Here is a 19,087-nt window from a genome sequence, read left to right as displayed (position 1 = left end):
GTCAGGACAGGTAGTGCTTCAACGCGCGCCCGGCCTGGTGGATCGCCGAATGCACCGCCGGGACGTGGGCGAGCGGATTCAACAGGCCGTAGTCGTGGATCAGCCCGTTGTAGCGGGTGGCGGTGACCTCGACGCCGGCGGCATCGAGCAGACGCGCGTAAGCTTCGCCTTCATCGCGCAGCACATCCAGCTCGGCGGTCTGCACCAGCGCCGGCGGCAAGCCCCGCAGCTGTTCCGGCGTGGCGTTGAGCGGCGAAGCGTAGATATCTTTGCGCTGCGCCTTATCGGGCGCGTAGCTGTCCCAAAACCACTTCATCATGTTGCGGGTCAGGAAATGGCCTTCGGCGAACTGATGATAGGAGTCGGTATCAAACTGGGCACGGGTGACGGGCCACAGCAGGATCTGGCAACGCAGTGCCGGTATGCCTTTCTCTTTGGCCATCAGGCTGACCACCGCCGCCATATTGCCGCCGGCGCTGTTGCCGACCACCGCCAGCCGTGAACCGTCGACGTTGATCTTCTCACCGTACTCGGCCACCCATTCGGTGGCGGCGTAAGCCAGGTTGATCGCCTCGGGGTAGCGCACCTCCGGTGAGCGGGGATAGTTGACGAACACCGCCGCCGCGCCGGAGCTGTAAACCAGATCGCGCACCAGGCGCTCGTGGGTGGGGAAATCGCCCAGCACCCAGCCGCCGCCGTGAAAGAACATGAATACCGGCGGCGCCTCGTTGACCCTGGCCGGACGCACCAGCTGCAGCAGAATATCCTGACCTTCTACGTGAATCGTTTTTTCGCTGATCTCGACCTCGCGCAGCGGCACCTCGACGCTGCGTTGCGCGTCCTCCAAGACCCTGCGTGCCTCTTTAGGCTTCATCTGTTCCATGGGTTTACCGCCGGCGGCATTCAGCGCGTCGAGAAATGCGCGGATGTCGTGCTGGGCGTGTGGCTGGCTGAGATCGACGGTTTTCTTGGGCATGGTGACTCCTTGGGCGCAGAAGAGAAGGGGCGGTCAGGATCACAGTGTAGCCGCTGGCAAACAAAGCGGGAGTGGAGGCTGACGGCGGTCAGCGCGGCCCGTGTTTTGGGGATGTTGCAGGTGGGATCTCCGCGTCACTGCCGTCTTGCACAATCCTGACGCACCGCTGCACCCAATTGGGGCAAAAAGTGTGAGGGCGAGCAAATTGGGTGAAATTATTTTTGCGAGCCCGATCAGAAATTCTAAAGTTTTTCGTAATTGAATAGGATTTCGCGCGCAATGATGATTTTAGGCCTTATTTTTTAATTTATGCATTACCAATGCATAGAAAATGAATAAATATTCAATATAAGCCGTTGTTTTAACGTAAAAAATAGCAAAATCCGGCAAAAATCCCGTTTTGGCACGATAGCTGCTCTACACTCTTTATCAAACGACATGTATTTTAACTGCTCGTTAACATTTACTCCCCGCTCAGGGACCGGATATACGCCATAAATAGTGAAAAATCGATTTTATGTAACAGATTTGTTTCTAAATCAGCGGTAAGGGACAGTATTTTCTCCGCCGCGAAAGTCGGTTTTGAACAACGGTTTTTTTGCATTGTGGCGGCCTAACCGGGCTTGAGCGACCCTTACAGTCAAAATTCAGCCTTTGCTGAGATTATGAGGTCACTATGGAACAGCCAATCGCAGTTACCCGCCAGTCTTTCGATGACTGGATGGTCCCGGTTTATGCCCCTGCCGATTTTATTCTGGTGCGGGGCGAAGGATCGCAGGTGTGGGATCAGCAGGGTAAGTCTTATATCGATTTCGCCGGTGGCATCGCGGTTAACGCGTTGGGGCATGCGCACCCGGCGGTCAAGGCGGCGCTGGTGGAGCAGGCAGGCAAGCTGTGGCATCTGGGCAATGGCTATACCAACGAACCGGTGCTGCGCCTGGCCAAAAAACTGATCGACGCCACCTTCGCCGACAAGGTGTTCTTCTGTAACTCGGGCGCCGAAGCTAACGAAGCGGCGCTGAAACTGGCACGCAAACATGCGCACGATCAGCACGGCGCCGGTAAAGATCAGATTGTGGCGTTCAACAACGCGTTCCACGGCCGCACGCTGTTTACCGTGTCCGCCGGCGGCCAGCCAAAATATTCGCAGGACTTTGCGCCGCTGCCGGGCGGTATCACTCATACGCCGTATAACGATCTGGCCGCAGCGGCCGAGCTTATCAACGATCGCACCTGCGCGGTGATCGTCGAGCCGATCCAGGGCGAAGGCGGCGTGCTGCCGGCGGAAGCCAGTTTCCTGCAGGGGCTGCGTGAACTGTGCGATCGTCATAACGCGCTGCTGATCTTCGACGAAGTACAGACCGGCGTCGGCCGCACCGGCCACCTGTATGCCTATATGCAGTACGGCGTGGTGCCGGACGTGTTGACCACCGCGAAAGCGCTGGGCGGCGGCTTCCCGATCGGCGCCATGCTGACCACCGATGCGCTGGCGAAAACGCTGGGCGTCGGCACCCACGGCACCACCTACGGCGGCAACCCGCTGGCGACGGCGGTGGCGGGGGAAGTGTTCTCCATCATCAACACGCCGGAAGTGCTGGAAGGCGTCAAACAGCGTCACCAGTGGTTCATCGACGGGTTGAACGACATCAATCGCCAGTACCCGATCTTCGCCGACATTCGCGGCGGCGGTTTGCTGATCGGCTGCCAATTGACGAAGGACTATGCCGGCAAAGCGAAGCAGATCACCCAACTGGCCAACGAAGAAGGCGTCATCGCGCTGATCGCCGGTCCGGACGTGGTGCGTTTCACGCCGTCGCTGATCATCCCTGAGCAGGATGTGAAAGAGGGGCTGGCGCGATTCGCGCGTGCCGTGGCGCGCATTTGCAGCTAATCAGCGGGCTGCGCCTTCACCGGCGCAGCCTGATTCAGAAGAGGTTCGCATTATGATGATTATTCGCCCTATAGAGCGTCGCGATCTGGCGGATTTGTTGACGCTTGCCGGTAAATCTGGCATCGGTCTCACTTCACTGCCGCAAAATGAAGATACCCTGTCGGCACGCATTGAGCGGGCGTTAAAAACCTGGCAAGGCGAACTTCCGCAAAGTGACCAGTGTTATCTGTTCGTGTTGGAGGACAGCGAGCGCCGGCAGGCGGTGGGGGTCTGCGCGATCGAAGTGGCCGTCGGCCTGGCAGAACCCTGGTACAGCTTCCGCGTCGGCACGCAGGTACATGCCTCCAAACAGCTGAACGTCTATAAATCGGTACCGACCCTGTTCCTCAGCAACGATCATACCGGCCATTCGGAGCTGTGCACGCTGTTCCTCGATCCGGACTATCGCCACGGTGAGAACGGCAAACTGCTGTCGAAGGTGCGTTTCCTGTTTATTGCCGCATTCCGCGAGCGTTTCTCCCGCCGTCTGATCGCCGAGATGCGCGGCTTCTCAGATGAAAACGGCCGTTCGCCGTTCTGGGAGAGCGTCGGCCACCGTTTCTTCTCCATCGAGTTCGCCAAGGCGGACTACCTGAGCGGCACCGGACAAAAGGCGTTTATCGCTGAACTGATGCCGAAACATCCGCTGTATGTCGATTTCCTGGCCGAAGACGCGCAGAAAGTGATCGGCGAAGTGCATCCGCAAACCCTGCCGGCACGCCGGTTGCTGGAGGCGGAAGGCCTGAGCTATCAGGGCTACGTCGATATCTTCGACGGCGGCCCGACGCTGGAAGCCGAGATCGACCATATCCGCGCGGTGAAGCAGAGCCGCCTGGTGAAAGTGGTGCTGGATGACACGCCGATGCGCGCTGATGCGCCGGTGCATCTGGTGGCCAACGACAACTATCAGAACTACCGCGCACTGTTGGTCAATGCCGAACTGTATGACGACCGCCTGCATATCAACGCCGCCACCGCTGCGGCGCTGGGCGTCGAGCAGGGCAGCCCGGTGCGGGTGCTCCCCCTTATTGCACAGGAGAAAGCATGATGTCCCATCCTGCTCTGTTGATTAACGGCGTCTGGCGGCAGGGCCGCGGCGCCGAGTTCGGCAAAGCCGATCCGGTCGGCAACCAGCCGCTGTGGCGCGCTAACGCCGCCGATACTGACGACGTCGCCGCCGCCTGCGAGGCCGCGCGTGCCGCGTTTCCCGCCTGGGCGCGTACGCCGTTTGAACAGCGCGAACAGCTGGTGAAACGCTTCGCCGCCTTGCTGGAAGAGCACAAACAGTCGCTGGCGGAAACCATCAGCCGTGAGACCGGTAAACCGCGTTGGGAAACGTTGACCGAAATTCAGGCGATGATCGGTAAAGTGGGCATTTCGCTGCAGGCCTACCAATCGCGCACCGGTTTTAGCCAGACGGCGATGGCCGACGGCGCTTCGGTGCTGCGTCATCGCCCGCACGGCGTGCTGGCGGTGTTTGGGCCTTACAACTTCCCCGGCCATCTGCCGAACGGCCATATCGTGCCGGCGCTGCTGGCCGGAAACTGCGTGGTGTTCAAACCGAGCGAGCTGACGCCGCTGACCGCCGAGGAAACCCTGAAGCTGTGGCTGCAGGCCGGCCTGCCGGATGGGGTGATCAATCTGGTGCAAGGCGGCCGGGAAACCGGCGAAGCGCTGGCGGCCAGTGCGGATATCGACGGCCTGCTGTTCACCGGCAGCGCCGGCACCGGCTATCACCTGCATCGCCAATTGGCGGGGCAGCCGGAGAAGATCCTGGCGCTGGAGATGGGCGGTAACAACGCGCTGATCGTCGATGGCTTCGAGGATCGCGACGCGGCGGTCAACCTGGCTATCCAATCGGCGTTTATCTCCGCCGGCCAACGCTGCACCTGTTCACGCCGCATTTTGGTGAAGCAGGGGGCGGAAGGCGACGCCTTTATCGCGCGTTTGGTTCAGGTCGCGGGCGAACTGCGCGTTGGCCGTTGGGATGCCGAACCGCAGCCGTTCATGGGCGGGGTGGTGTCGGCAGCCGCGGCGGAGAACATGCTGAAAGCGCAGCAAAACTTGCTGGCGCTGGGCGGCAAATCGCTGCTGACCATGCGCCTGCTGGAGCCGGGCAGTTCGCTGCTCAGCCCGGGCATCATCGAGCTGACCGGCGTGGCCGGCGTACCGGACGAAGAGTACTTCGGGCCGTTGACCACGATTGTGCGTTACCGCGATTTCGACGAGGCGCTGCAGCTGGCCAACCGGACGCGCTACGGCCTGTCGGTGGGGCTGGTATCGCCGCAGCGTGAGCTGTTCGAGCGGTTGCTACTGGAAGCGCGTGCCGGCATCGTCAACTGGAACAAGCCGCTGACCGGAGCGTCCAGCGCGGCGCCGTTCGGTGGCGTGGGAGCCTCCGGCAACCATCGCCCAAGCGCCTTCTATGCGGCGGACTATTGCGCCTGGCCGATGGCGTCGCTGGAAAGCGAAAGCCTGTCGCTGCCGGCGACGCTCTCGCCGGGCTTGTCGTTCCGTTAATCGTCTGCGGCGGCGCGATGGCGCTGCCGCAGGCCATCCCCAGGGGATAGCCATGTCAGGATATGAAGTCAATTTCGACGGTTTGGTGGGGCCGACGCACCACTATGCCGGGCTGTCGTTCGGTAACGAGGCCTCTACGCAGCATCAAAACAGCGTATCGAACCCGAAGCTGGCGGCGAAGCAAGGTCTGCTGAAAATGAAGGCGCTGGCCGATCTCGGTTTCCAGCAAGGGGTATTGCCGCCGCAGGAGCGGCCGCATTTGCCGATGCTGCGTCGCCTGGGCTTCAGCGGCAGCGATGAGACGGTGCTGGCGCAGGTGATGCGTCAATCACCGCGTTTGCTGTCGGCGCTCAGCTCGGCGTCTTGCATGTGGACCGCCAATGCGGCCACCGTGTCGCCCTCGGCGGACAGCGCCGACGGCAAGGTGCACTTCACTGCCGCCAACCTGAACAATAAATTCCACCGCGCCATCGAGGCGGAAACCACCACCGCCGTATTGCGGGCGATGTTCAGCGACGATCGGCATTTTGCCCACCACGAGGCGCTGCCGCAGGTGGCGTTATTCGGCGACGAAGGGGCGGCCAACCATAACCGTCTGGGCGGCGACTACGCCAAGCGCAGCGTGCAGATGTTCGTCTACGGTCGTCAGGAATTCGGTGGCGAAACGGCGCCGACGCGTTATCCGGCGCGCCAAACGCGCGAAGCCAGCGAGGCAATCGCTCGCCTGCACCAACTGGACGAGCAGCATACGGTCTTCGTACAGCAAAACCCGGCGGTGATCGATCAGGGCGTATTCCATAACGACGTGATAGCGGTCAGTAACCAGAACGTGCTGTTCCACCACCAGCAGGCGTTTTACCGCCAGCAACAGGCGTTGGATGACGTGCGCCGCAAGATGGCGACGCTGGACAGCGAGCTGGTGGCAATCGAGGTGCCGACAGAGCGCGTCTCGGTGGCGGACGCGGTAGCGACCTATCTGTTCAACAGCCAAATTCTCACCAAGCCGAACGGCAAGATGATGATCGTGGTGCCAGAAGAGTCGCGCCAACATGCCGGCGTGTGGCGTTATCTGAACGACATGGTCGGCAGCGGCGGCCCGATCGATGAAATTCGCGTGTTTGACCTGCGCGAAAGCATGCGCAACGGCGGCGGCCCGGCCTGCCTGCGGTTGCGGGTGGCGCTCAACGAGCAGGAGCTGCGGGCGGTGAATCCACGCGTGATGATGAACGGGCGGCTGTTCGCGACGCTGAACGAGTGGGTGGATCGCCATTACCGCGATCGCCTGACGCAGGATGACCTGGTCGATCCGCTGCTGCTGCGCGAAGGGCGTGAGGCGCTGGATTCGCTGACGTCGATCCTCGGTCTCGGCGCCATTTATCCGTTCCAACGCTAAGGGAGGCGGCATGATCGATCTACTGCCCCTGACGCTGGAAGGGAACGAACCCGTCGAATGGCAAGGTGAAACGCCGCAGCTGCGCTGGCGTTGGCAGGGGGAAGGCGTGCTGGAGCTTATGCCGCGGCAGCCTTACCGCCAGGCGATGGTCATGTCGGCGGGCGTGCACGGCAACGAAACCGCGCCGATTGAACTGCTCAATCAGCTGGTTGGCGATCTGCTGATCGGCCGGTTGCCGCTGACGGTGCGGCTGTTGGTGGTGCTGGGCAACCCGGCGGCGATGCGGGCCGGCAAGCGTTATCTGCACAGCGACATGAACCGCATGTTCGGCGGCCGCTACCGCAACTTCGCCGCCAGCGGCGAGACCGTGCGTGCGCAGCAGTTGGAGCGTGCGCTCGCCGCCTTTTTCGATGGGGAACTGGCGGCGCGTTTCCATTACGATCTGCACACCGCCATCCGTGAATCGCGGTTGCCACGTTTCGGCATTCTGCCTTTCCAGAAACGCCCGTACAGTGAGCCGATGCTGAAGCTGCTGGATGCCGCCGATTTGGATGCGCTGGTGGTGCACAGCGCACCAGGCGGGACGTTTAGCCACTATTCCAGCGAGCATCTCAATGCGGCGAGCTGTACGCTCGAGCTGGGCAAGGCGCGACCGTTTGGCAGCAACGATCTACAGCAGTTTGCTGCCATCGATCGCGCTTTGCGGGCGGCGGTCAGCGAGGGGCCGTTGCCGGAGCGCGAGGGCGAGGCGATCCGGGTATTCCGTGTGATGCATTCGTTGATCAAACACAGCGAGGATTTCAAGCTGCACCTGGATGATGACACGGCCAACTTCACCGAGTTGAAACCGGGGATGTTGCTGTGCGAGCAGCCGCAGGAGGACTATCGCGTTGGCCAAGAGGGCGCGTGGATACTGTTCCCTAACCCCACTGTGGCGCTGGGCCTGCGCGCTGGCATGCTGTTGAGCGAAGTTTCCCGTTCTACGCTCTATTGATTTATCCTCGGCGGCGCCGTCAGCGCGCCGCCGTTATTCCGTTCATTATTTTGCTCTGCTATTTCCCGCTATTTTAATTGCCCTAAGGCGAATTTTATTCGTTCCTAATACCTCCTTTTATACGCGTGAATAAAAGGAGGTATCAGGTCGTTATCTGAAAGCCTTAATTGCCTGGTGAGATTGTTAAGATAAAAATGTGAAATAAGTAACGTTTTTAATAACCATGCTAATTTTGTTGTTACTTTTGAATCGCGCAGAAAGCACGCAAAACGAAACCAAAATGCACCAAAAGAGTGCGATGCACCATTTTGGTTATAAGTTATGTGATAAAAAATTCTTATATTCAATAAGTTATGTATTTTATTTTTTGAAATATTTGGTTACAAATAAACATGCTTTCTCCTCGTTGTTTCATGAACTTTTTGATTTTAAGTTTTGATTCATGATGCTAATGTCACATCACCCCACATTAGGGGGGCTCATAAAATACCAAAAGATAAAATCACAGCCCAAACTATAAATTGGGCGTGACGGGCAGGGTTCTAATTATAATATCTAGGAAAATAAATGATGAAACGCAGTGTATTAGCCTTAGCTGTCGCCCTCGGGGCGATCACCTCCTTCGCCAACGCGGCTGAAATCTACAATAAGGATGGTAATAAACTCGACCTGTACGGCCGCGTTAACGCCAAGCATTATTTCAGCGACAGTAAGTCCAATGACGGCGATATGACCTATGTTCGCCTGGGCTTCAAAGGCGAAACGCAAATCAATGACCAGTTGACCGGTTACGGTCAGTGGGAATACAACGTCCAGGCCAATCACGACGAAGCGCAGGGCACCGCCGGCACCAAAACGCGTCTGGGCTTCGCGGGGCTGAAATTCGGCAACTACGGTTCTTTCGACTACGGCCGTAACTACGGTGTGGTGTATGACGCCGAGGCTTACACCGACATGCTGCCAGAATTCGGCGGCGACTCCTACAGCTATACCGATAACTTTATGACCGCCCGTTCCAACGGTTTGGCTACCTACCGTAACCGTGATTTCTTCGGTTTGGTGGAAGGCCTGAATCTGGCGGTGCAGTATCAGGGTAAAAACGACGGCGACGGTCGCAGCGTGACCAAGCAAAACGGCGACGGTTACGGCCTGTCCCTGGACTACCAGGACATCGGCGGTTCCGGCATCGGCGTAGCGGCGGCGTTCTCTGATTCTAATCGCACCAGCAAGCAAAAAGAGCTGCAGTATGGTAAGGGCGACAGCGCCACTGCATGGACCACCGCAGTGAAATACGACGCCAACCAGGTTTACCTGGCCGCGATGTATGCCGAAACCCGTAACATGACGCCGATCAGCGTCAATGGCACCTCCGGCTTCGCCAATAAAACGCAAAACTTCGAAGTGGTGGCCCAGTATCAGTTCGAAAACGGCCTGCGTCCTTCCTTGGGCTACGTGCAGTCCAAAGGCAAGGATATCGAAGGGATCGGTGATGCCGACCTGGTGAAATATGTGGAAGTGGGGGCGACTTACTACTTCAACAAAAATATGTACACCTACGTTGATTATCAAATCAACCAGCTGAGCGACAATAACAAACTGAAACTGGCCAACGATGATATCGTTGCCGTCAGCTTGACGTATCGCTTCTAAGCGGCAATTTCATTACCTTCATCCTGTGTCGGGAGTGGTAATCAGGCAGGGCGTAAGCCCTGCCTTAGCTTGCTGACAAAGGAGGAAAAAGCGTGGTTTTTCCTCCTTTGTGGTGAGCAGTCGAAAATCAATGAATTGATTTTCCTTATTTTAAAGGTTGTCTTCGGTAAACCTGGTAATGTCATCAGGTTTGTCATTAACCTCAGGCAGGGCGCAAGCCCTGCCTTTGTTTTATCGGGAACTCAGCCTTTGGGTGCCAACCCGACCAGCTCAATGGCGGAACGCAGCGCGGCGAAACGTTGCTGATCCTGCTCCCGCTCTATTTCGGTCACCAGCTGTGAAAGAATATTGCCGCCGGATACTTTTTTATGGTTTTTGATTAACTGCAACACTGCGTCGCCTAACGCCAGGCTGACGTCGCGCAGCAGAGTTTCATATTGCTCGTTGGAATGAGCTGATGCTGGCATGACCTTTCTCTGTCTCTCTCTTCTTCGGGAGCCGCAATTTAGCAAAACAGCGGCCTTATGCCTCGGAGGAAGGCGAAGTTTCTGATGAAATCAGAAATTCCTCAGCATCGCGCGGGGAGGGAATTAAAAATCCGAATATTCGCTGGCTGGCAACCAGAAGCCGTCAATGAACTCTTCCATGGGATAACAACCGGCGTGTCGCAAGTTCTGTTCCTTCATCGCGACCAGGCATTGTGGCTCGTCGCGCAATATGTCGACCACCATTTCACTGCAGCCACCATCCAGATAACAGACAAACATCACCAATGCGTACATCGTTGCACGCCTCCTTCGTCGAGTTGCCTTGTCTGCAACAGTGTAGGTAAAAAAGCACGATTTTTCAGCATCATTGCGCAATTAATCACCGTTGAAACGCCGCTGACGACACTTTCGGAATACTCTACCCGTTTCTGGCGCCGTGAGCGGATGGCATATCCTTTTGACGATGCTAAGCTTAACAAGCCTTACATAAACGCATTAATGCAACCATCAAAAGGAGTGAATATGGGCTTGTTTAACTTCGTCAAAGAAGCGGGAGAAAAACTGTGGGACACAGTCACCGGCAATGCCTCCGCCGAAGATCAAGGCGCCAAACTCAAGGAGCATCTCGATAAGAGCGGCTTGCCGGGCACCGACAAAGTCGATGTGCAGGTGGTCGATGGTAAAGCCGTAGTGACCGGCGATGCCGTCAGCCAGGAGTTAAAAGAGAAGATCCTGGTGGCTATCGGCAACGTGGCGGGTATCAGCGGGGTGGAAGACAAGGTGGCGGTGACGCAACCCGACGCCGAGAGCCGCTTCTATACCGTGAAGAAGGGCGATACGCTGAGCGCGATCTCTAAAGAGATGTACGGCAACGCCAATCTGTACAACAAGATTTTTGAAGCCAACAAGCCGATGCTGTCGAGCCCGGACAAGATTTATCCGGGGCAGGTATTGCGTATCCCGCAATAACGCGTAGGTCTGCCATAGCCCGGTTGCGTACCGGGCTTTTTTTTGCCCTCTGCAATAGGCGTCTCTTATTTCCCTGCGATCTCCATGCCAGTTACATCTCCCCTGTGTCCCTGCTCGCTCGCCGGCAGGGGCGGTGTTGACCCTGATGGGGAAAATTGATAGCGTCATCTCCCGGTTGAGGCCGGAACGACCAAGGCGCCAACGTGCGTGCCTTATTCTGAGGGGATATTTTGCCCCGTCAAACAGCAATGCAGCAGTTGAACGAGTGAAAACCGATTTAGTGAAACAACAGCGTAACGCCTCAACGGATAAAAATTATCGAGAAACCTTGGGTGATGCGCAATTTGCGATCGTCGTGTTGGCGGTGGCGTCCTGCTCACTGATTATCTTTACGCTGGCGGTCACGCTGTGGGTGACCTGACGCGATTAACTAGGGGAGATAAAATGGAGCCTAATCTCCATGATGAAACCAAACTGCTGGCGATCATCGGCCTGTTGGTGTCCGTGCTGCTGGTGGTATCAATTCTCTTTGGCGTGACCTATTTCTCCGATCTCAGGCACGCGCATGACGATATAGACATCAAGAGCTGCTATATCAAAGCGTCCTGAATCGCGCGAACGCGCTGAGCGTCGCCGCTCTGTGGGGGCTACCCTGTGTTAAGATTGGGGGTACCCTTGGCGAATCGGCGCCATTCAGGAGGTCTTTGCGATGAGTCAGTCACGTCCTACGCTCTCTTCATCTTCACGCGAATGCCCTGTCGTTGACGGCGTGCGCCAGATACAACGTATTGCCGTGCGTAATGCCGAAGTGGGAGGTATCCCGATCAATCGTGCGTTGCCAACTCGGGAGCGGCGCACCGTCGGCGCCTGGTGTTTTCTCGATCACGCTGGACCGACGGTATTCAACGGCACCTCGCCCGGCATGGATGTGGGGCCGCATCCGCACATCGGGCTGCAAACGTTCACCTGGATGATAGAGGGTGAAGTGCTGCACCGTGACAGCCTCGGCAGTGAGCAAGTGATTCGCCCAGGGCAGGTTAATCTGATGACCGCAGGGCGTGGCATTGCGCATACGGAACAGTCGGTGGGCGAGCAGCGGCGATTGCATGCCGCACAATTATGGATCGCGCTGCCGGCCGAACATGCCGACATGGCGCCACGTTTCGATCACTATCCTGACTTGCCACAATGGCAGAATAACGGCGTGAATCACCGTTTGTTGGTCGGGGAATTTGGCGCTTATCGTTCACCGGTGTTTGCTTTCTCGCCACTAATTGCCATTGATATGGAGTGGCAGGAAGCGGCGAGGATAGAATTGCCGCTGCGCGATGATTATGAAATCGGCTTTTTGCCCCTTATTGGTGCATTTGAACTTAATGGTGAAACTTTTTCACCTGATGAGTTTGCCTATTTGGGCATGAAGAATAACTCTATTGGGTTAAATGCACGGAAGGGCAGCCGGGGATTATTAATCGGTGGAGTGCCACTAAACGAAGAGATCCTTATCTGGTGGAATTTCGTTGGCCATACCAAAGCTGAAATTACTCAGGCTCAGCATGATTGGGAGCAAGAGGCGCCGCGTTTCCCGGCGGTTGACGGTTATTCTGGTGAGCGCATGACCGCGCCACGCCTGCCCTGGAGCGATGTTTGATAGCGTTAGGATATAATCGCCGCGGTTATTCGGCTTATTTCGCTCTAATAAGACGTAATTAATGTGATCGCGGCTCCAGCTTTAGGACAATATAAGGTTTCTCGGCGGAAAAGTGATCTGGCGCATATAATGACAACGAGAAGAAGTTTAGGATAATCCTCAGGAAGTCAGGTTGTCTCCCGTTAGTCAGATGTCAGTGAGGTCATTATGAGCCAGGTACTCTATCGTGCAAGACTGTCCCATGTCGTGGTTGCCACGGCGTTGTTTTGGGTCTCTGTCGCGGCATTGTTGGTCGCCGTATTAAACTAACCTCAAAAAATGACTCCTGCATAAACCCGCTTCGGCGGGTTTTTTTATCTCTATCGATGGGGAGGTGAGAGGCGGCGTTTATAATTGACGACATCTTCAATAAACGACAGGGATCATCATGAAGCTCTTTGCCGATATTTTGTTGCTGCTCATCGCAGCGCTCCATCTTTATATCCTGGTGTTGGAAATGTTCCTGTGGCGTACGCCACTCGGCAGACACGCATTTGGCACGACGGCGGAGTTCGCTGCAGCCACGCGGGTGTTGGCCGCCAATCAGGGGTTGTACAACGGCTTTCTGGCGTTGGGGTTGGCATGGAGCTACTGGCGTGAGGATATGGCGCTGCAGCTGTTTTTTCTCGGGTGTGTGCTGGCGGCCGGCGTATTCGGCGGCCTGAGCGCCAGCCGTAAAATTCTCTGGGTGCAGGCTCTGCCGGCCGCGATCGCGATACTGGCGGTCTGGGGGACGCGTTAACCCGCCGGTTTACGGCGGGCTTCAGGCGGATTTTTGATGAATGACGTGCAGCGGCGGATCGATGTGCAGATCGACGCTCAAATCCTGGCGAAAATCATAGGGCGTGATATTAAAACGCTTTCTGAACATGTAGGTGAAGTGGGACTGTGAACCGAAGCCAAAGTCCAGGGCGATATCGAAGATCGACGCTTCACTGCTGCGCAGTTGATAGACCGCGCCGGCCAGACGGCGTTCGCGAATGTATTTGCCGAGCGAAATCCCTGTCGCTTCTTTGAACAGCTTCTGCATGTGCCACAGCGAGTAGCCGGAGTACTCGGCCAACTCTTCGAGATGGATCACTCGTCCGAGGTGAGTTTCGACCCATTTGCTGAGGGCGCAGACCAATGAGAGGTGGTGTTCTTGTATCATCAGTGCGTCAGTGTGAGACCTACATAGCGGTGAAGTATACACAACTTGCCGCCGTGGACAAAAACGCCACCGATGACCGGGGGGGATTATTCGGAAAAACCGTTGAACCGCCGCTTGTCAGCAGAAAGGAAAAACGGCTAATCTGAGACTGTCGCCGCCGCGGTGGGGGACGGAAAGAAGGCCACAGCAAGTAACCGCCAAAACAGAGTCAGCCGTAACAACTCAACGTTGATGGGGTGATCGCATGTTAATGACAGTGATTATTACTCTGGTTGTAATCGTGGGCGTCGGCGCTTTTATGGCGATGCCGGTGATGAGCATGAAAAATGCGGAAAGTGTGGGAGGTGAAGAGCCGTGAGAGCAAGAGACATTGCACGCCGCTGAGCGGGGCGTTCGCTAATCGGGAAAGCCTGGGTCAGAAACCCGGGCTTTTTGTTGCGCGGGCGCTCAAACGTTTTTCCGCTCGACGGTTTCCTCTCCCCAATAAAGCTGGTCGGCGGTGGTTTTGGCAAAGGCCTTCTCCAGTGCTTCATCGCTGCCTTCTTCCCAGATTTTCTGCGCCAACACTTCGTCGTTCCCTGCCAGCTCAAAAATGGCTTCGGCGATTTCCACCGAAGTTTCACGCACTGTCGCCCAGGATTTCACATTGTGATTCGCCATAACTTTCTCCTGTTGGTTGTGGCTTATGGGTGGTTTTTTGCCACCGTCATGCTGCAAGTATAGGCTAATCCGACGCGGGCTTTTGCCCGGCGGTGCGCAGAAGGGGAAAAAAACGGGGAGAGCGGGCAATGGCGCGGACGCCGTGCTATTCTGTGCGGCGTTTGAATCAAGAGGGAAAGTTATTATGTCTGACATGCTGAGCAACGAGCAGGAACTGGCTTCCGATCTGGTCGCTTGCCAACTGGTCATCAAACAGATTTTGGACGTTATCGACGTGATTGCGCCGACCGAAGTGCGCGACAAGATGGCGGGTCAGCTAAAAAGCATTGATTTCTCCACGCACCCGGCAGGTGCCGATCCGGTGACACGCCGAGCGATTGACAAGGCGATTGCGCTGATCGAGATGAAATTCACCCGCAGCTGAGGCGGGGCCGCCGCAAAGCGACGGCGTCGGGCGGTGGCGGTTAATCCACCACCGTTTCGATTTTCTTGAACAACGGGCAGTCGGCTACGCCGATGAAACCGTTGTCGCCATTCACGTACTGGGCGATCGCCACGTTGCGCGCCGTCAGGTATTTGCACTGCAATCCCAACCCGCCAACGTTTTTGTTGCTGCCGATCAGCACGCCGTAACCCGAGATCAAAAAACCGCCGTAAATGACCGCTAGCACCAGTACCCACTTAATCAATTTGCTCATTGCGCTTCCTCATTATCCCTGAGGGTTCATCTAGCCATGACTGCCGCGCGACGACAAGGGTAACAGTCTGAAAACCGGGCAATAGCCAGAAATCTAAACGGAAAGTTAAACTTCGTTTAACTTCGCTGTGATAACATGCGCGATAGATTACCCAGATAACAATGAGGCTGCTAAATTTGTTGCGAAAAAAAATCCTCGTGATAATGACGGCCGTCGCTGCCTGCCTGTTTTTCTACCTGCTGGCGCTGGATAGCTATTGCGACGACGGTGGAAATTTTGCGTTGGGCATCTGTTCGGTGACCCGCTTCGTGCCCTGGTAAGCAATTTTCGGTAGGGATGTTCGCACGGCCGCCGCGAGTGCTAAGATGGCGGCCTGAATTTCGCAGTAGATAGGGTTGTCCATGTACGATTTAGGTTTTGGCCAGAACGGCCTGTTGTCGCTGGCGCTCGCCGTTGTGGCATTGTTGGCCGGGCTGTGGGTTTGGTTCCTGGTGAACCGCGCCAGTGTGCGCGCCAACGAGCAGATTCGCCTGCTGCAGGAAATTGCCGAGCAACAACGCCAGCAAACGGCGCTGTTGAAGCGTTTGGCGCACAGCGCAGGCGCTGACGGCGCCGCTGCGGCTGACGACGACGATCTCAGCCCCGCGCTGGATTTCAAAGGTTTTATCCCCGAACGTTGAACATGATGCTCCGGCCGGCGGCAGCGTCGCCGGGGCGTTTCAGTAAAACACCATGCCCTGATACGGTTTTTCCCGGCATGCCGCCAGGCGGCTGGCCAGATCGCCGGCATGGATCTCCAACTGATGCCCATCGGGATCGAGAAAGTAGAGCGATTCGCCTTCGCTGCGATTGCTTTTCCACTCTTCGACGCCGGCCTGGCGCAGCCGCTCGCTGACCCGTTCAATGTGTTCCGGCGCGACGCTGAAGGCGTAATGGGTGTAATCACGCTCCCGTGGTTGCATGCGGGCCTCATCCAATGACAGACACAGCCACAACGCCCCCAACGACAGATAGGCGCCGCCTTGCCAGCGGGCGTGAGGAGTAAACCCCAACAGATGACGATAAAAATCGAAGCTGCGATCGAGATCGCTGACGGCGAGCGTCAGGTGGTTGAGGCCGGTCAACATGCGTGCGTTTCCTGGGCGCTAAACAGAGGAAAAGTGTACGCAGAAGGGGAGAAAAGTTAAAGGGAGCAAAACATTAGTTCAGATAATGTGAAAACCGGCGGCACTGTCATAAAACTGTCTTACAGACATCGTAATGTAGCGCGAACCTTACGAAAGATGGATGAAGCCGATGATTAAATGGTACGAAGAAAGCGATGCCGAAGTGAACCGCAGCATCGCGCTGCTGACCGGAGAGAACCCGGACAAGTGGTATCCCTACGGTGGCGTGAAAGGTAAAGATTACTGCAAGAATCCCTCCGATGCCTGGCCGATTATTTGCGCCAACAAAATCAGTCTGAACCCCGACAACCAAAGCGACAGCCCGCAGTGGCAGGCGCGCATGAGCACCCAGGGCGGTGAATGGCAGGCGGACAGCGCCAGCCCGCTGCGCGCGGCGATGATCTGCTTCCTGATGAGCCGGCAGGCTAACTGAGTCGAACAATACCGGTGATTGGTAAGAGTTTCTCCTTTTTCTAATAACAGAGCTGTCGTTGGCGGAGGCTGTTTATGAAGCGCATTATCAAAGGTGATAAAAACTTGTCTCATCTGGTGATTGCCCATGCGGCGATCGATCGTCATGCCGAAAGCTTTGGCCAGCGTCGTCAGGGTTGGCCCTCGACCTACCTGATAAAATATCAAAACGATCGCGTGGCGGTGGAAGTGGTCACGCGTCGCCAATCTTATGTCGCCACGCTGATGATAGGCGCGCGCAACCTGACCAAACTGTGCGGCATGCCTGGCTGAACGCCGCCATTTCACGCTTTCTCACGGTTAAAAAATCGCGCTCCGCTACGCCGTCTCGGGGCGCTTCTCCTTGATGCTCACGGGGTTAAGTGTTAAAAAGCCGCCCGCAGATACATTTATTGATTGGTGAAATCTTGGCCGATAACGGCAAGGGTGTACGCCATATGAGGATAAGATGGGCGGTCAGCATCAGGATACTCCGCTAAAACGCGGTTTAAAAAACAGACACATACAGCTTATTGCCCTCGGGGGCGCCATCGGTACCGGTTTATTTCTCGGCATTGCGCAAACCATCAAAATGGCCGGCCCCGCCGTGCTGTTGGGCTACGCCATCGGCGGCTTTATCGCGTTTTTAATCATGCGCCAGCTGGGCGAAATGGTGGTGGAAGAGCCGGTCGCCGGATCTTTCAGCCACTTTGCCTATAAATATTGGGGCGATTTCGCCGGTTTCCTTTCCGGCTGGAACTACTGGGCAATGTTCATTTTGGTCGGTATGGCGGAATTGACCGCCGTCGGCATCTACATTCAGTACTGGTGGCCGGAAATCCCCACCTGGGCCTCCGCCGCGCTGTTTTTCGTGCTGATCAACCTGATTAACCTGGTGAACGTGCGCCTGTACGGCGAAACCGAGTTCTGGTTCGCCATCATCAAAGTGGTGGCGATTGTCGGCATGATCGTGTTCGGTGCCTGGCTGTTGGCCAGCGGCAACGGTGGCCCACAGGCCAGCATCACCAACCTGTGGCAGCAGGGCGGCTTTATGCCGCACGGCTTCTCCGGGCTGGTGATGGCGATGGCGGTGATCATGTTCTCGTTCGGCGGGCTGGAAATGGTCGGCATCACCGCGGCGGAAGCCGCCGACCCGCGTCGCAGCATTCCCAAAGCCACCAATCAGGTGGTGTACCGCATTCTGATCTTCTATATCGGCTCGCTGACCGTGCTGCTGTCGCTCTATCCGTGGGGGCAAGTGGTGGAGGGCGGCAGCCCGTTCGTGTTGATCTTCCATGCGCTGAACAGCAATCTGGTGGCGACCGTGCTCAATGTGGTGGTATTGACCGCCGCGCTGTCGGTCTACAACAGCGGCGTTTACGCCAACAGCCGCATGCTGTTCGGGCTGGCCAGCCAGGGCAACGCGCCGCAGGCGCTGACGCGTGTGAATAAACGCGGCGTGCCGGTGCTGTCCATCGCGCTGTCGGCGTTGATTACCTCGATCGGCGTGCTGATTAACTACCTGATGCCCGGTAAGGCGTTTGAGCTGCTGATGGCGCTGGTGGTTTCAACGTTGGTGATCAACTGGGTGATGATCTGCCTGGCACACCTGAAATTCCGCGCTGCCAAGAACCGTCAGGGCGTCATTCCCAGCTTTAAGGCGCTGTGGTATCCGTACGGCAACTACCTGTGCCTGGCGTTCCTCGGCCTGATTCTGGTGATTATGTATTTCAGCGAAGGGATCCGTATTTCGGTGCTTTTGATGCCGCTGTGGGTTGCGGTGCTGTGGTGCGGGTTTATGCTGACGCGCCGCAAAGACGCCAAGCGTTAATCTGTTTGCTGCGGAGGCGTATGGCGCGCCTCCGCTTCTCTTCTCGTTAGCCGCGCGGCATAAAGGCGCGCCCCTCTCCGTGCCCCCGCCCCAGCAGTTTCCGGCACAGCAACAGCAGAGTACTGATCACGTCGATGGCCACCACGCTGAGCATCAGCAGGGTCAACATGAAGAATCCGAGCAGCGAACCGCCCAGCAGCACCAGCGGTGCAGGTACGCGCACGCGGCGCAGCTTCATGGCGAAATACATTTTCCAGTATTGCTTCTGCGCCAGCAGCGCGCTGCGAATACGGCGCCCCAGGCTTGAGCCTGATTTGCGGGATGTAGAACGACTCATAACTTCTCCTTTTCTGTATGCCCTACAAGTCAATCACAAAGATCTTAAGAGAGTCTTAACGGGCTCTTGGCGGCCCTGGCTGTCTCACCGGAGTGAGACAACAGCATACGGCAAAAGGTCCCGAGATGCAGCGCACGGCTGACAAAGTGCGAGCTTCATCGGGTTTGTTACACTGAAAGTCATGC

The 19,087-nt window shown here is 56.8% G+C and carries 25 protein-coding genes; 17 read left to right on the top strand and 8 right to left on the bottom strand.

The window, feature by feature from the left end:
- Nucleotide 1 precedes the first annotated feature (1 nt).
- Nucleotides 2-976, bottom strand: coding sequence for an alpha/beta hydrolase (locus FOT55_RS19625; RefSeq protein ID WP_043143872.1), 975 nt, complete (start codon nucleotides 974-976; stop codon nucleotides 2-4).
- A 676-nt stretch (nucleotides 977-1,652) separates the two neighbouring features.
- Here FOT55_RS19625 and FOT55_RS19620 point away from each other — a divergent pair.
- From FOT55_RS19620 to FOT55_RS19595, 6 genes are all read left to right on the top strand, one after another.
- Complete coding sequence (locus FOT55_RS19620; RefSeq protein WP_025303180.1) at nucleotides 1,653-2,867, top strand: aspartate aminotransferase family protein; 1,215 nt, start codon at nucleotides 1,653-1,655, stop codon at nucleotides 2,865-2,867.
- Nucleotides 2,868-2,919: 52 nt separating this feature from the next.
- The gene (gene astA / locus FOT55_RS19615; protein WP_049204091.1) at nucleotides 2,920-3,954 is read left to right on the top strand and encodes an arginine N-succinyltransferase; all 1,035 of its coding nucleotides are present in this window, start codon (nucleotides 2,920-2,922) and stop codon (nucleotides 3,952-3,954) included.
- Nucleotides 3,954-5,426, top strand: coding sequence for a succinylglutamate-semialdehyde dehydrogenase (gene astD / locus FOT55_RS19610; RefSeq protein WP_060433904.1), 1,473 nt, complete (start codon nucleotides 3,954-3,956; stop codon nucleotides 5,424-5,426). Before astA ends, astD begins: the two co-directional genes overlap by 1 nt.
- A 52-nt stretch (nucleotides 5,427-5,478) precedes the next feature.
- On the top strand, nucleotides 5,479-6,819 hold the full coding sequence (gene astB / locus FOT55_RS19605) for an N-succinylarginine dihydrolase (RefSeq protein WP_060433278.1): 1,341 nt from the start codon (nucleotides 5,479-5,481) through the stop codon (nucleotides 6,817-6,819).
- A 10-nt stretch (nucleotides 6,820-6,829) separates the two neighbouring features.
- Nucleotides 6,830-7,813 (top strand): succinylglutamate desuccinylase, encoded by a 984-nt coding sequence (astE, locus tag FOT55_RS19600; protein WP_043143868.1) that lies wholly within the window; start codon nucleotides 6,830-6,832, stop codon nucleotides 7,811-7,813.
- A gap of 567 nt (nucleotides 7,814-8,380) precedes the next feature.
- Nucleotides 8,381-9,463, top strand: a complete 1,083-nt coding sequence (locus tag FOT55_RS19595; RefSeq protein ID WP_025303175.1) for a porin — start codon at nucleotides 8,381-8,383, stop codon at nucleotides 9,461-9,463.
- A 242-nt stretch (nucleotides 9,464-9,705) separates the two neighbouring features.
- Here FOT55_RS19595 and FOT55_RS19585 read toward each other — a convergent pair whose 3' ends face one another.
- Both FOT55_RS19585 and FOT55_RS19580 read right to left on the bottom strand, forming a co-directional pair.
- The gene (locus FOT55_RS19585) at nucleotides 9,706-9,930 is read right to left on the bottom strand and encodes a biofilm development regulator YmgB/AriR family protein (protein ID WP_016927388.1); all 225 of its coding nucleotides are present in this window, start codon (nucleotides 9,928-9,930) and stop codon (nucleotides 9,706-9,708) included.
- Nucleotides 9,931-10,053: 123 nt separating this feature from the next.
- Entirely contained in the window at nucleotides 10,054-10,245 is a 192-nt protein-coding gene (locus FOT55_RS19580; RefSeq protein WP_004934567.1) for a YdfD/YebW family protein, read from the bottom strand.
- Nucleotides 10,246-10,473: 228 nt separating this feature from the next.
- Here FOT55_RS19580 and lysM point away from each other — a divergent pair, with 228 nt between their 5' ends.
- The 5 genes from lysM to FOT55_RS19565 all read left to right on the top strand — a co-directional run bounded on the left by lysM (nucleotide 10,474) and on the right by FOT55_RS19565 (nucleotide 13,352).
- A complete protein-coding gene (gene lysM / locus FOT55_RS19575) occupies nucleotides 10,474-10,920 on the top strand; it encodes a peptidoglycan-binding protein LysM (RefSeq protein WP_025303174.1) in 447 nt (148 codons plus the stop codon).
- Between the two features lie 265 nt (nucleotides 10,921-11,185).
- Nucleotides 11,186-11,341: a hypothetical protein gene (locus tag FOT55_RS25480; RefSeq protein WP_016927390.1), complete on the top strand. Its 156-nt coding sequence runs from the start codon at nucleotides 11,186-11,188 to the stop codon at nucleotides 11,339-11,341.
- 23 nt (nucleotides 11,342-11,364) lie between these two features.
- Nucleotides 11,365-11,529, top strand: coding sequence for a hypothetical protein (locus FOT55_RS25475; RefSeq protein WP_162837923.1), 165 nt, complete (start codon nucleotides 11,365-11,367; stop codon nucleotides 11,527-11,529).
- A gap of 100 nt (nucleotides 11,530-11,629) precedes the next feature.
- Complete coding sequence (locus FOT55_RS19570; protein ID WP_049203954.1) at nucleotides 11,630-12,571, top strand: pirin family protein; 942 nt, start codon at nucleotides 11,630-11,632, stop codon at nucleotides 12,569-12,571.
- A 427-nt stretch (nucleotides 12,572-12,998) separates the two neighbouring features.
- A complete protein-coding gene (locus FOT55_RS19565) occupies nucleotides 12,999-13,352 on the top strand; it encodes a DUF1304 domain-containing protein (RefSeq protein WP_147823899.1) in 354 nt (117 codons plus the stop codon).
- A gap of 21 nt (nucleotides 13,353-13,373) precedes the next feature.
- On the opposite strand, the gene FOT55_RS19560 is transcribed toward FOT55_RS19565, so the two are convergent.
- Nucleotides 13,374-13,760, bottom strand: a complete 387-nt coding sequence (locus tag FOT55_RS19560) for a helix-turn-helix domain-containing protein (RefSeq protein WP_004927697.1) — start codon at nucleotides 13,758-13,760, stop codon at nucleotides 13,374-13,376.
- Between the two features lie 447 nt (nucleotides 13,761-14,207).
- Nucleotides 14,208-14,420, bottom strand: a complete 213-nt coding sequence (locus FOT55_RS19555) for a YccJ family protein (RefSeq protein ID WP_004927694.1) — start codon at nucleotides 14,418-14,420, stop codon at nucleotides 14,208-14,210.
- Between the two features lie 184 nt (nucleotides 14,421-14,604).
- On the opposite strand from FOT55_RS19555, the gene FOT55_RS19550 reads away from it, so the two are divergent.
- Nucleotides 14,605-14,844, top strand: a complete 240-nt coding sequence (locus FOT55_RS19550) for a DUF2766 family protein (protein ID WP_025303170.1) — start codon at nucleotides 14,605-14,607, stop codon at nucleotides 14,842-14,844.
- A gap of 40 nt (nucleotides 14,845-14,884) precedes the next feature.
- Here FOT55_RS19550 and FOT55_RS19545 read toward each other — a convergent pair whose 3' ends face one another.
- The gene (locus tag FOT55_RS19545) at nucleotides 14,885-15,118 is read right to left on the bottom strand and encodes a YobH family protein (RefSeq protein ID WP_004927690.1); all 234 of its coding nucleotides are present in this window, start codon (nucleotides 15,116-15,118) and stop codon (nucleotides 14,885-14,887) included.
- A gap of 176 nt (nucleotides 15,119-15,294) precedes the next feature.
- On the opposite strand from FOT55_RS19545, the gene mgrB reads away from it, so the two are divergent.
- Nucleotides 15,295-15,438, top strand: a complete 144-nt coding sequence (mgrB, locus tag FOT55_RS19540) for a PhoP/PhoQ regulatory lipoprotein MgrB (RefSeq protein ID WP_016927395.1) — start codon at nucleotides 15,295-15,297, stop codon at nucleotides 15,436-15,438.
- Nucleotides 15,439-15,519: 81 nt separating this feature from the next.
- On the top strand, nucleotides 15,520-15,798 hold the full coding sequence (locus FOT55_RS19535; RefSeq protein WP_025303169.1) for a YebO family protein: 279 nt from the start codon (nucleotides 15,520-15,522) through the stop codon (nucleotides 15,796-15,798).
- Between the two features lie 39 nt (nucleotides 15,799-15,837).
- On the opposite strand, the gene fos is transcribed toward FOT55_RS19535, so the two are convergent.
- The gene (gene fos, locus FOT55_RS19530; protein WP_025303168.1) at nucleotides 15,838-16,245 is read right to left on the bottom strand and encodes a fosfomycin resistance glutathione transferase; all 408 of its coding nucleotides are present in this window, start codon (nucleotides 16,243-16,245) and stop codon (nucleotides 15,838-15,840) included.
- Nucleotides 16,246-16,414: 169 nt separating this feature from the next.
- Between fos and FOT55_RS19525 the strand changes: the two genes are divergently transcribed.
- The 3 genes from FOT55_RS19525 (at nucleotide 16,415) to FOT55_RS19515 (ending at nucleotide 18,565) form a co-directional block, all read left to right on the top strand.
- Nucleotides 16,415-16,717, top strand: coding sequence for a phage protein NinX family protein (locus FOT55_RS19525; RefSeq protein WP_004927682.1), 303 nt, complete (start codon nucleotides 16,415-16,417; stop codon nucleotides 16,715-16,717).
- A 74-nt stretch (nucleotides 16,718-16,791) separates the two neighbouring features.
- Complete coding sequence (locus FOT55_RS19520) at nucleotides 16,792-17,028, top strand: DUF4060 family protein (protein ID WP_025303167.1); 237 nt, start codon at nucleotides 16,792-16,794, stop codon at nucleotides 17,026-17,028.
- A 175-nt stretch (nucleotides 17,029-17,203) separates the two neighbouring features.
- Complete coding sequence (locus FOT55_RS19515) at nucleotides 17,204-18,565, top strand: amino acid permease (RefSeq protein ID WP_060433275.1); 1,362 nt, start codon at nucleotides 17,204-17,206, stop codon at nucleotides 18,563-18,565.
- Between the two features lie 46 nt (nucleotides 18,566-18,611).
- Here the strand turns inward: FOT55_RS19515 and FOT55_RS19510 are convergent, their stop codons facing one another.
- Nucleotides 18,612-18,902, bottom strand: a complete 291-nt coding sequence (locus tag FOT55_RS19510; RefSeq protein ID WP_043143566.1) for a hypothetical protein — start codon at nucleotides 18,900-18,902, stop codon at nucleotides 18,612-18,614.
- Between the last annotated feature and the right edge of the window lie 185 nt (nucleotides 18,903-19,087).

It is taken from the genome of Serratia bockelmannii (assembly GCF_008011855.1).
Taxonomy (GTDB): domain Bacteria; phylum Pseudomonadota; class Gammaproteobacteria; order Enterobacterales; family Enterobacteriaceae; genus Serratia; species Serratia bockelmannii.
The sequence above is the reverse complement of the archived record's forward strand: the minus strand, read 5'-3'. Positions and strand labels throughout refer to the sequence as shown.